Below are 12,979 nucleotides of genomic sequence, written 5' to 3'. Positions count from 1 at the left end.
CATTTTGATTTTTTTGTCAAGCATTTTTTTAGAAAATGAATGGTGCCTAAGAAAGGATTCGAACCTTCGACCCTGCGGGTATGAACCGCATGCTCTAGCCAACTGAGCTACCTAGGCACATTGACAACAAGATTATTATAACAAATATGGGTATTTAAGTCAAGATTTTTTTCTTCTTTTTTTGTTATTTTTTTAAAATTATAGAAAAAGCACCACTTTCGTGATGCTTTAACTTATTTTATACTATATAAAACTTCTAATACTTGTTTTTCAAATACTTCTAATTTTTCTTTAGATCTAGCTTCTACTTCATCTTTAACATAAATGTAAAGTTTAATTTTAGGCTCAGTTCCTGAAGGTCTTAATGTATACCAACTTCCATCTTCATAAGAAACTTTAACCGCATCTGTAGCTTCAACATCTATCTTAGATTTAACTCCAGTTTCTACATCTAAAACTTCTTGTACTTTATAATCTGTTACTGTTTTAACCTTAGTTCCATTTATTTCTCTTGGGAAGATATTTCTAAATTCAACCATCATTCTCTTAATTCTTTGTTGACCTTCCATACCTTCTAATACTACTGAAATACCTTTTTCTTTATAGTATCCAAATTGTTTAAATAATTCTTCTAATACATCTATTAAAGTTTTTCCTTGTTTTTTATAATATCCAGCCATTTCTGTAAGCATAAGTGCAGAACTTACTCCATCTTTATCTCTTACAAAAGTCCCTATATTATATCCTATACTTTCTTCATATCCAAAAATATAGTTTTTTTCTTTACTTTCTTCATACATATTAGCTATAGCACAAATGTTTTTAAATCCAGTTAAAACACTCATAACTTCAATTCCATAACTTTCTGCTACTGCTTGTCCCATTTCTCCTGTAACTATAGATTTAACTATAACTGGATTACTTGGGAATATATTTTTTTCTTTCATAGTAGAAACTATATAGTTAATTAATAAAACTCCTGTTTGGTTACCATTTAAAGGAACTATCTTTCCTTTATGCATAACTTCAACTGCTAGTCTATCACAGTCAGGATCTGTAGCTATTAATATATCAGCATCTTTTTCATATGCTAATTTTTCAGAATATTCAAATGCTTTTAAATCTTCTGGATTAGGATATACAAGTGTTGGGAAAGTTCCATCTGGAGCTTCTTGTTCTTTTACAACATACACATTTTTATACCCTTTTCTTTCAAGTACAGTTCTTACTGGTACATTACCAGCACCATTTAATGGAGTATATACTAATTTAATACTCATATCTAATTCTTCTGGTCCTCTTAAAGATGTATTCATAACTTCAGCTAAAAATGCTTCGTCAACTTCTTTACCTATCATAACTAAAAGACCTTTTTCAATAGCTTCTTCTTTAGTTAAAGTAACATAATTTGTAAATATATCTAATTTTGAAATTTCTTCAAATACAGCATCAGATATATTAGATTTTATTTGTGATCCTTCTTCCCAGTAAACCTTATATCCATTATAATCTTTAGGATTGTGACTTGCTGTAATATTTATTCCTGAAATACATTTATAGTATCTTACTGTATAAGATAATTCAGGTGTAGGTCTTAAACTATCAAATAAATAAGCACGAATACCATTACTAGCCATAACAAGTGCTGCAATTTCTGCAAATTCTGGTGAAAATATTCTACAGTCGTGTGCAAAAGCAACTCCTCTATCCATTGCTTCTTGTCCTTCTTTTTTAATAACATTAGCTAAAGCTTGTGTAGCACGAGCTATAACATATTTGTTCATTCTATTAGTACCTGCTCCTAATTTACCCCTTAAACCTGCTGTACCAAATTCTAATTCTTGATAGAATCTATCTTCTATCTCTTTTTCATCACTTGAGATATCTAACAATTGTTTTCTTAAATCATTGTCTAATCCTTCATAAGTTAACCATTCATTATATTTTTTCATATAACTCATAATATATCCTCCATTATAAATAATTTGCTGGGTTTACATAATTTACACCTTTTCTTACCTCAAAGTATAAATTAGGTTCTTTTGTAACACTATCTCTTCCTAAAGTTCCTATAACTTGACCTTTAGTTACTTTTGCTCCATTTGCAACTTTAACTGATGATAAATTTCCATAAACTGTAATAAAGTTACCATGATCTATCATAATTACTGCTCCAAGACCTTTTAAAGATCCTGAATAAAGTACCAATCCTGAATCAGAAGCTTTAACACTTTGACCAAGACTTCCTCTAATTTCTATACCTTTACTTGTAATACCTGGAGTTTTTTCTTGTCCATATCCAACAACAATGCTTCCACTTATAGGCATAATAAAGTGTCCTGTACCTTTTGGTTGTTCTACAACAACTGCTGGAGTTGTAGGTGTTGTTGTTTTACTTCCATTACCATTTTGATTATTTGAAGATTTGTTTTTAGCTGCTTCTGCTGCTGCTTTTTTACGAGCTTCTTCTTCTCTTTTCTTAGCCGCTGCAATAATTGCATTAATTTGTTGATTTAATCTTTTCTTTTCTGCAATTAAGTTAGCATTATTTTTTTCAATAGTAACATTTTCACTCTTAAGTTTACTTTGAATAGCTTGTAAATTTCTAACTGCTTGGTCTTTACTAGCTTTAGCATTTCTTAATTCATTTCTTTTACCTTCAAGCTCTTTCTTTTTCTTTTCAACTTCTCTGGCCTGTGTTTCTTTTTTGACTTTAAGTTTTTCTTCTTCTTTCTTATGAACCTCTACTTGAGATTTATAACTTTCAATACTTTTAATTTTATTATCTTCTTGACCTAAAATCTTTATTAAATCTGATTGTTTCTTAGATTCCTCTGCTGTATTTATATTTCTTTGATATACTTTTGCATTTAAAACCTTGTTCCAAACTTTAATTTTATTTTTATATTCTTCTTTCCCTACATTAATTTTTTTAGTACTTTCCTCAATTTTTTGTATACTTGAATTTATTTCTTGAGTACTTTTACCTATACTTTTAAGTAGTTCAATATATTCACCTTCAATAATATTATATTCAGATTGTAATTTATTAATCAAGTTATTAAGATTAGCAATTTCTTTTTTAGCATCAGCTTCACTTTTTTGAGCTGTTGTTATTTTATTCTTATTTGTATTAATCCTAGAAGTATTATCCTTAACTTGTTTATCAATCTGTGTTATTCTTTTTTGATTCGATTCTATACTTGTATTAGAAAGAGTTATCAAAGAAAAAATACTAAGCGTAAGTAGTATCTTTTTCTTCATACTACTCCTCCTCTCCTAAATCTTCAAAGTCTTCAGACTTTTCTTCATTTAATTTTAACATTTCTTTTAACTTTTCTATTTCATTTACTTTTTCTTCAGCTTTTGCTTCTTTTTCTTTAGATTCTTCAACTATTTTATCTTCATATGCTTCTTCTAACTCTTCAGCCTCATTTTCATAAAGTTTTTCATAGTATGATTTTTTGAAATATTTCCCTAAAGTTAAGTAATTAATTATTAGAGAAAGTAATACAGTTAATGCTAATACTATACATAAAACATATATTTCTTTATCCATAGTTGAAAATACTACATTTTCTAAAGTAGAATTCTTAACAAGTTCTATTATACCTTCTCTTATGTAAGTATATGCATAATAGCTTGCTACTCCTGATATTAAAATAGCTATCAATGATTCTATAAAGAAAGTTGTTCTAATAAATAATCTTTTTTCACCTTTTATTAAACTTCTATATATTTCAGTTTTTCTTGTTTTAACATTAGCTACTGATATATTGTATAACATTATTAATGCAAAAGCACCTAATGCAATACAAGCATATTTAATAAATGAATCTAAATTATTACTGAAAGCTACAGTTTGGTTTATAACCTTAGCTCTTAAGTCTAATGAATCTATTTCATTAAGTTCTGTTAATTTATTTTGTAAATCATCTGCGTTAACATTCTTGTTAAGGTATATAAAGAATGCATCCTCAAGTGGATTAGCTTCTGAGCTTAAATCAACATTTAATTCTTTTTCTATTGATTTTAAAGCTACGTCTTTTGATATATATCTAACAGAAGAAACACCATTTATTTCTAATAACTTTGTTTGTAATCCACTTTTTTCTTCTTCTGTTATATCTTTTAAATAAGCAATTACTTGATTTGATTGCTCTGCTTTTAATCTATATGAATCAAGATTTATAGCACCAAAAACGAATATATTAATTAAACTAAATATTAACATAAATGATACTATAGAAGAAAAGAAAGTTCCTTTCTCAGCTTTAATATTTTCAAAAACCCCTTTAAATAGCCTTTTTAACATTTATTCCTCCAAACTAAATATTTTTAAGAACCAACTCAACTAAGCTTGAAGCTCTTAAACCATATTTATCCAACATAACATTTCCATCTGCACTTTGTCCAAACACATCATTAATTCCATGTCTAATAACTTTAACTGGGTGATTTGATGATAAGAACTCAGATACAGCACTTCCAAGACCACCTATTATTGAATGTTCTTCACTAGTTATTACTAATTTACATTCTTTAGCTGCTTTTAAGACAGTTTCTTCATCAAGTGGTTTAATAGTTGACATATTAATTACTCTAACATTTACACCTTTTTCTTTTAAAGTTTCTGCAGCTTTTAATGCCTCACCAACTAAAAGTCCAGTAGCTATTATAGCAACATCATTACCTTCTGTTAAAGTACTTGCTTTACCTATTTCAAAATTATATCCCTCGTTATATATATCTGCAACTGGTAATCTTCCAAGTCTAACATATACAGGCCCTTCATATTTAGCAGCAGCAAATATTATCTTTTCAGTTTCAGTAGCATCTGCTGGTTGTAAAATAACCATACCTGGTATAGCTCTCATTAAAGCTATATCTTCTACTGATTGGTGTGATCCACCATCTTCACCAAGTGATATTCCTGCATGTGTTGGGCATATTTTAACATTTAATTTTGGATATGCAACTGAGTTTCTAATTTGATCAAATGCACGTCCTGCAGCAAACATTGCAAACGTTGATGCAAATGGTATTTTACCTGTAGTTGCCATACCTGCTGCTGTTCCTATTAAATTCGCTTCTGCTATCCCTACATTTATATGTCTTTCAGGGAATTCTTTTTGGAAGAAAGTTGTCATAGTAGATTTTGATAAATCTGCTTCTAATACAACTACATCCTTATTTTCTTTTCCTAATTTAACTAATGCTTCTCCATATGCTTGTCTAGTTGCTTTCATTCTAATTCTCCTCCTATTTCAATTCTTCCATAGCTTTTTCAAATTCTTCAAGACTTGGTGCTTTACCATGCCATCCACCATTATCTTCCATGAATGAAACACCTTTACCTTTATGAGTTTTAGCAATAATTACTGTAGGTTTACCCTTAGTATTACGAGCCTCTTCTAAAGCTTTTCTAATTTGTTCAAAATCATGTCCGTCTATATTTATTACATGCCAATTAAATGCTTTAAACTTATCAGTTAAAGGTTCAACAGGCATAACTTTTGAAACATTTCCATCTATTTGTAAATCATTTGAATCAACTATTGCTACTAAATTATCTAAATTAAAGTGAGCAGCTGACATAAACGCTTCCCAAACTTGTCCTTCTTGTAATTCTCCATCTCCTAAAATTGCATATACTCTATATGGAGCATTAGAAAGTTTAGCTGAAATTGCCATACCTTGTGCCGCTGATAAACCTTGACCTAAAGATCCAGTAGACATATCAATACCAGGTAATTTCTTTAAATCTGGATGTCCTTGTAAAGGTGACCCAAATTTTCTTAATTCTGTAATAAGAGATTTTTCAATATATCCTTTTTCCATCAATACAGAATAAACTGCAGGAGCTGCATGTCCTTTACTTAAAACTAATCTATCTCTTTTAGGATCTCTTGGATTTTTAGGATCTACATTTAATTCTTCAAAATATAGAACAGCCAAAATATCTGCTATAGATAAAGATCCTCCTGGATGTCCTGATTTTGCGTGATATATCATTTCCACAATATTTCTTCTAATTTTTTTTGAAATTTCTTTTAATTCTAAAATTTCCATAATTGCCTCCAATATTATATTTTATTTTTTTTAAGATAATAACATATATACGATATTATTAAGAATACTACCGCAAGAATTAACGTAACATTTACTCCAAGAGTAGTAGTTCCTCCAACTTTTGAACCTAGTGTTAATAATAAAGTAGTTGATACAAGTTGAACAAGCAATGCAAGTTTCAAGAATAATCCTTGTATACCAAACATCATACCTTCTATTCTAACTTTATACTTTTCTGATATATTATTAGATATTTCACTAAGCATAGCAGGTGGGAATATAAACGCTGATCCACTTACTCCTATACCTATTATTATAAACATCAAGTAAAATATTATCATATTACTACTTCCTAAGAATACTAAACCTAATGTTCCTACTATAATTAAAACTAGATCTAAAAGCATTATTGTTCTATAATCATATTTTTTACACCAATATTGCGTAACTGGGAAAAATACTGCTGCAATTAAGAATAATATTGCAGTTGGTATCATAGCAAATCCCTCTGTCTTACCTAAAACTTGTACAACATAGAATATTACAGAGTTTCTAATAATATTAAATCCTGAGAAAAAGAAGAAAAATCCTAAGAAATATAGCATTATTTCTTTCTTCTTAAGAAATGCAATCGAATCCATAAATTTAACTTGTTCTTTTTCTTCTGGAAGAGAAGAAATTTGAGATTCTTTTAATCCAAATATAGAAATTAAAACAAGTATTGCACTTATTACAGAAAATCCTATAACCATTATTCTCATAGATTCATTAAAGCTTCCATTTTTACTTATTAACCAAGTTAATATTTTTGTACTAAATACTAATGGAATTGCAGTAAAAATAAGTCTAAATATCGATTGTACTGTAGATAATTTTAGTCTTTCTTCTTTATTTGAACCCAAATCAGCAACAAGAGCATTATATGGACCTCCTACTAAAGTATAGGCAGTAAAATATATACTTCCTATTACTGCTAAATAAGCTGTTATTAAAATAGGTGATGAGCCTATTGGATAAAAGAACAATACCATAGAAATTGCTAGAGGTATTATACCTATTAGCATAAATATAGACCTTCTTCCAAATTTAGATTTAGAATTATCCGATAAATATCCAACAGCAGGATCTGCTATTGCATCAACAAGTCTCATTACAATAAAAGCTATAACAAGATATTTAGGTTGTAATAAAGATGTTATTCCATAATCCTGAATTGCTTTTTCTGGTGGTAGGTAGAAGTACTGAACCCATTGGTTAAATACCTGGTCTAGTATAAAATATGCTACTCCGATACCATAAAACCAGTATGAACTTTTACTTAGTTTTTTACTCATATTTTATCCTTTCATTTTTTCTAGTATTACACTACATTTTACCACAAATTCTACTAATAATTCAAAAAATTTTGTATGGTAGAAGTATATTCCCATTTATATTGTAAATATATTCTAACATGCTGTCCTTTTCTAAATGCTTTAAATTCAGGTTTTATAATATTATTATCATTTTTACTTTTTTCCTTTATTATTTCATATTCTTCTTTTATCATATTATATGGAGTTACAACATCTTTTTCTGATTGTAATATTAATGTAGGAACTACACCTAATAATTTTGAGAGTTTTAAATCATATAATTTATTATCAATTCTACCATTAAATATTTTTTGAACATATTCTGTAAATATATATGGAAGTCTTACCCCACCTATAGTGGAATATTCATCAAGTAATTTTTTCACATTAGATACTGGCGAATCTAATATTAGTTTTTCTATAGTTATCTCCTTATTTCTTAATTCTTCTTTATACATATATGGAACTATAGCAGATCCCATACCACCTTGAGAAAAACCATATAACACAAAATTTTTAGTCCCGTATTTTTCATTTAACATTAATACTGCATTTTTAATATCTCTTGAAAAATAATAGCCAAAAGCAGTCCTTGCCTCATCTGATTTACCAGAATTTCTTAAATCTGGTAAAAATATATTATATTTCTCATTAAGTTGCATATCCTTAAATAATTGAAGAAATTTAAGTGTAAATATTCTGTTATTTTTTCTCCCATGAGATATTACCATAGTCTTTTGGGCACCTTTTACAGGAAGATACCAACCATATAGATTTAAACCATCTGATTTAAAATCTATTTCATAAAAAGGTATATCAAAAACAGCAGGTGAATATTTACCACATATAAATCTATTTTTACTTTTCATAACAAATTTTAAAGAATCTTCAAGAGTTTCTTTAGGGTATTTTTCTATTTTATCTATATACATTTGTGTTATACTAAACATTTACTTTTATTACCTCACTTTATATACTTTACATTTAATTTTTCATTTTTATTTAAAAGTAAACTAGAAAGAATAAATGAATTTTTTTCAAGTTTAATTTTCTTACCTTGTATATTCTTTTCAATGTCTTTCCAATTAACATAAATTTTATCATCATTTAAACTTTTAATATATTTAGCTCCCTTTTCATTCATACTTAATACTCTTACATATTCTATATTATTATCTATAGAAATATCATCTCTTGATATATCCAGCAAAACGTTTAAAATTAATCTTTTAACTCTATTTTTACTGATATTACGAGTTACAATCTGAGATATAAACTCATCAAAATCCTTTGATTTATTTATATATCTAATCACCCTATTATAAATGGTATCATTAAAATCATATACTTTTATTATTTCTTTCTTTGATTTAACATTGATAATATACTTGAATATTTTAAAAATCTCTTTATTTGCGCTTTTTATATCATTTACATTTTTATATAAAATGTCAAAAGTATTGCTCGGGATAAATTTTTTAATTTTTTCATCATATATATTATTTCTAATGTATGATGCAGATGCCATATTTTCTAAACTATAATCACTATTATAGTCTACACTTTTTCTTTTTATACCTATATATCTCATATTCATCTTATTTCTTAATATACTTCTAATATATGAAATAGCTAATATATTATTTGATTTATATTTATCAGATAAATTATACTCACTTAAAACTAGTTCATGTGATTTAATATAGCTATATCCTTCTTTTTGATATTCTAATAGTTTATTAATATATTCTTCTTTATTTTGTATTTCAATTATTTTTTCAATATCTGATATATCATTTTCTTCTATACCAAAAACTTGATAGTCAACTTTCATAACTTCTAATATTTTGGTAGAAAATTCAGAAAATATATCTGCATTTTGTATAGCATAGTAAGCTGGCAATTCCACAACTATATCATATCCATTTAATATAGCAAGTTCTGCCTTATCAAATTTTGAAAGCAAAGAAACCTCTCCCCTTTGTACAAAATCTCCACTAACTACAGCTATTAGTACATCTGCACCTAATTGTCTAATTTTTTCTACCTGATATTTATGACCATTATGAAAAGGATTAAATTCTGCAACTACTCCAAATACCTTATTTTTCAATACACATCACCATCAATCTTCATATATTTTAGTATAACATAATGGGAAAATAAAGACAAATAAAAAGAAGAGCATATATTATATTAAAATTCATCATAATTTTAATCGATTTGATATATACTCTCCTACATATTCTTTAACATCAAAACATTATTTAAAATATTTATTTAAAAAGTTATCTACATATCCCCAATATTCATCAGTATAAAGTTTTTCTGCCTTAACATGTTTAGCACCTTTAAATATATGTAATTCTTTAGGCGAAGAAATTAAATCATATATTTTTTGCCCATGAATAACAGGAACAAATGTATCATCTTCACCATGCATTACTAAAGCCGGTAGTTTTGTTTCTTTTAATGCCTTAGTTGCATTTACATCTCCTAAGAAATAGCCTGCCCTTATTTTTGTAACAACACTTGCTGCAGGTATTATAGGAAATGATGGTAATTTAAATAACTTTTTAAGTTGTCCTGAAAATTCTTCATTTAAACTTAAGTATCCACTATCTTCTATAAATCCTTTAACATTAAAAGGTAGATTTTCATCTAAACTATTCATAACAGTTGCAGCACCCATACTAACACCAAAAAGCATAATATCTGGATTATTGTATTTTTTTGAAATTAACTCTACCCATTGTTTTAAATCTTTTCCATCAAAACCTCCCATAGTCAAATATTTACCTTCACTTTGACCATGTGCATTTAAATCAGGTAAAAATACATTATATCCTCTGTCATAAAAACCTTTAGCAAAAGTTGCTACTCCTTTTGCACTTTCTGAAAATCCATGTACTACTATTATCCACTTATCACTTTTATCATTTTTTATTTCATATCCAACCAGTTTATGTCCTGTAACATCAGATATCATATCAATAGAATTTTTATTATCTTCAAACCATTTAATATTTATTTCTTTTCTAGGATCTTTTATTCCATCATCATCCTGACCATTAACACGAGTTTTAGGAACTTCATTATTTAAGGCAAAATTGAAAAAATAGTTTCCAACAAATCCTAGAGCTAAAATTAAAACTATCGATGTACCAATTATCCATTTTAAAAATTTCTTCATTTCTTCCTCTTTCTTCTCTAAAATATATGTAAGTTTAACATTTTATTTTATATTTGTAAATAGACAACTTGATACTAATGTAATATTTTTCTATTTTCTTCTCCCAAATTTATTATTTTACTAACCCTTCCTTTTTAAGATAATCATGAGCAACACTAGCTGCACTTTTACCTTTTACTTTAACTTCATAATTCATATTAATCATTTCTTCTTCTGATATTTTCCCACTTAACTTATTTAACACTTTTTCTAACTCTGGATATTTTTCTAATGTATCCTTTCTTAATAATGGTGCTCCTTGATAAGGTGGAAATATATTTAAATTATCTTTTAATATAACTAAATCATATTCTTTTAATTCACTATCAGTTGAATAAGCATCTATTATTTGAACATCATCATTATTTATTGCTTGATATCTAAGTGATGGTTCTAAAGTCTTAACTTTTAAATTTATTCCATAAATATCTTTTATACCCTTATTCCCATCTTCTCTATCATTAAATTCTAATGTAAATCCTGCTTTTGAACTATTTACTACCTTTTTTAAATCTGATATGTTTTTTAAATTATTTTCTTTTGCAAACTTGTTTTTAACTGCTACCGCATAAGTATTTTGATAAAGCATAGGTTCTAAGAATATTAAATTATCCTGTTTTAATATACTATCACGAGCTATTTCATAAACTTGCCTTACATCATTTGAAACTTTAGGGGCTTCTTTTAATAAGCTAGATGTTATAGTTCCAGAAAATTCTGGATATATATCTATATCACCACTTTTTAAAGCCTCATAAAGAAAACTTGTTTTTCCAAAATTTGGTTTTAAAGTAACATTTAAATCTGTTTCCTGCTCTATAAGTTCTTTATACATGTTAATAATTATTTCTGGTTCAGGACCAAGCTTTGCTGCTATTATTATATTTTCTCCCATCATTTTTTCTTCAAAGAAAGGAATAAATGACGCAAATACACTAATAGTTAAAATAAGCATAGAAAACATTATAGTTCTAATTGAAGACTTTTCAAGTATTTTTATAACCATATTAAATAATATGGCAAGCAATGCAGATGATACAGCTCCTATTAAAATTAAATCAACATTATTTCTATCTATACCAAGAAGTATAAAAGAACCTAGTCCTCCAGCTCCTATTAATGCTGCAAGTGTGGCAGTACCTATTACCATCACAGCAGATGTCCTAATACCTGAAATAATCACAGGCATGGCAATAGCTATTTCAAATTTTTTTAATTTTTCAAATCTTGTCATACCAAAAGCTTGGGCTGCTTCTTGTAAAGTAGGATCTATATTTTTTAAACCTGTAACTGTATTTTGTAATATAGGGAATATAGCATAGATAACTAAAACACAAACTGCAGGTGGTGTCCCTATACCAAAAATTGGTATAAGTAATCCAAGTAATGCAAGTGATGGTACAGTTTGAAATATCCCTGTAATTTGTAATACCATATCTCTAATTTTATCTTTATTAACTATGATTATAGCAAGAGGAATTGATATAATTATAGCGATCAATAAAGAAACCAATGATATTTGTAAATGTTCTCCTAAAGCCTGTAACCACTCAAAAAATCTTTCTCTAAAAACCTGTACTATCATAATTTAACCTCACAATCTAAACCATCAAACATTTTAATCACAAAATCATTTACAGGATTTTTCTTTATTTCACAAGGTGTTCCAGCTTGCAATATCTTACCTTCACTCATAATAGCTATCCTATCTGCTAAAATCATCGCTTCATTCATATCATGAGTAACAAATACTATAGTCATTTTTAAATCAGAATGTAACTTTTTAATCATTTCTTGTAAATTAGATCTTGATATAGGGTCAAGTGCTGAAAAAGGTTCATCCATTAATAAAACTTTAGGTTCTGCAATTATTGCACGAAGTATGCCTATTCTTTGTTGTTCTCCTCCTGATAATTCCTTTGGATATCTATTTAAATACTTATCTGGATCTAAACCAACTCTATTTAATAATTCTATTATTTTTTCTAACCTTTTCTCTTTTTTCCAACCTTTCATTTCAGGTATAAGCTCTATATTTTCTTTAACTGTAAGATTAGGAAATAAAGCAATTTGTTGTAATACATACCCTATATCTAACCTTAAATCTCTGACTGGTGTATCTAATATATTTTTATCCTGAATCAAAATTTTTCCTTTTGTAGGTTCTATTAATCTATTAATCATTTTAATAGTAGTAGTTTTACCGCTTCCACTACTTCCTACAAGAACTAAAAATTCTCCACATTTTATTTCAAAACTTTCTATCTCTACAACTACATTCCCTTTATATTCCTGTATAACATTTTCAAATTTAATCATT

Annotated in this window: 11 protein-coding genes and 1 tRNA gene; all 12 read right to left on the bottom strand. The window is 27.5% G+C overall.

The genetic code is table 11. The annotated features are described in order from the left end of the window. Positions 1 to 40: 40 nt before the first annotated feature. The 12 genes from AYC59_RS00195 to AYC59_RS00140 all read right to left on the bottom strand — a co-directional run bounded on the left by AYC59_RS00195 (position 41) and on the right by AYC59_RS00140 (position 12,978). A tRNA-Met gene (locus AYC59_RS00195) sits at positions 41 to 117 on the bottom strand. A 116-nt stretch (positions 118 to 233) separates the two neighbouring features. Then, complete coding sequence (locus AYC59_RS00190) at positions 234 to 1,961, bottom strand: phospho-sugar mutase (protein WP_066893957.1); 1,728 nt, start codon at positions 1,959 to 1,961, stop codon at positions 234 to 236. Positions 1,962 to 1,974: 13 nt separating this feature from the next. Then, on the bottom strand, positions 1,975 to 3,264 hold the full coding sequence (locus AYC59_RS00185; protein ID WP_066893954.1) for a murein hydrolase activator EnvC family protein: 1,290 nt from the start codon (positions 3,262 to 3,264) through the stop codon (positions 1,975 to 1,977). Between the two features lies 1 nt (position 3,265). Continuing rightward, on the bottom strand, positions 3,266 to 4,315 hold the full coding sequence (locus AYC59_RS00180; protein ID WP_066893951.1) for a cell division protein FtsX: 1,050 nt from the start codon (positions 4,313 to 4,315) through the stop codon (positions 3,266 to 3,268). Between the two features lie 13 nt (positions 4,316 to 4,328). Next, the gene (locus AYC59_RS00175) at positions 4,329 to 5,255 is read right to left on the bottom strand and encodes a transketolase family protein (protein ID WP_156445418.1); all 927 of its coding nucleotides are present in this window, start codon (positions 5,253 to 5,255) and stop codon (positions 4,329 to 4,331) included. A 7-nt stretch (positions 5,256 to 5,262) separates the two neighbouring features. After that, positions 5,263 to 6,072, bottom strand: coding sequence for a transketolase (locus AYC59_RS00170; RefSeq protein WP_066893946.1), 810 nt, complete (start codon positions 6,070 to 6,072; stop codon positions 5,263 to 5,265). A 14-nt stretch (positions 6,073 to 6,086) separates the two neighbouring features. Next, a complete protein-coding gene (locus tag AYC59_RS00165; protein ID WP_066893943.1) occupies positions 6,087 to 7,406 on the bottom strand; it encodes an MFS transporter in 1,320 nt (439 codons plus the stop codon). A 53-nt stretch (positions 7,407 to 7,459) separates the two neighbouring features. Further along, positions 7,460 to 8,377 carry an alpha/beta hydrolase gene (locus AYC59_RS00160; RefSeq protein ID WP_066893940.1) on the bottom strand — a complete coding sequence of 306 codons (918 nt, stop codon included), beginning with the start codon at positions 8,375 to 8,377 and terminating at the stop codon, positions 7,460 to 7,462. A 14-nt stretch (positions 8,378 to 8,391) separates the two neighbouring features. Continuing rightward, positions 8,392 to 9,540: a nucleotidyltransferase family protein gene (locus AYC59_RS00155; RefSeq protein ID WP_066893937.1), complete on the bottom strand. Its 1,149-nt coding sequence runs from the start codon at positions 9,538 to 9,540 to the stop codon at positions 8,392 to 8,394. Between the two features lie 150 nt (positions 9,541 to 9,690). After that, the gene (locus AYC59_RS00150; protein ID WP_066893934.1) at positions 9,691 to 10,620 is read right to left on the bottom strand and encodes an alpha/beta hydrolase; all 930 of its coding nucleotides are present in this window, start codon (positions 10,618 to 10,620) and stop codon (positions 9,691 to 9,693) included. A 112-nt stretch (positions 10,621 to 10,732) separates the two neighbouring features. Beyond that, positions 10,733 to 12,244, bottom strand: coding sequence for an ABC transporter permease/substrate-binding protein (locus AYC59_RS00145; protein ID WP_066893931.1), 1,512 nt, complete (start codon positions 12,242 to 12,244; stop codon positions 10,733 to 10,735). Next, entirely contained in the window at positions 12,241 to 12,978 is a 738-nt protein-coding gene (locus AYC59_RS00140) for an ABC transporter ATP-binding protein (protein ID WP_066893928.1), read from the bottom strand. The genes AYC59_RS00145 and AYC59_RS00140 overlap by 4 nt, the downstream gene beginning before the upstream one ends. Between the last annotated feature and the right edge of the window lies 1 nt (position 12,979).

This window comes from Pseudostreptobacillus hongkongensis (assembly GCF_001559795.1).
Lineage (GTDB): Bacteria > Fusobacteriota > Fusobacteriia > Fusobacteriales > Leptotrichiaceae > Pseudostreptobacillus > Pseudostreptobacillus hongkongensis.
This window is presented reverse-complemented; position numbering and strand designations above follow the sequence as displayed.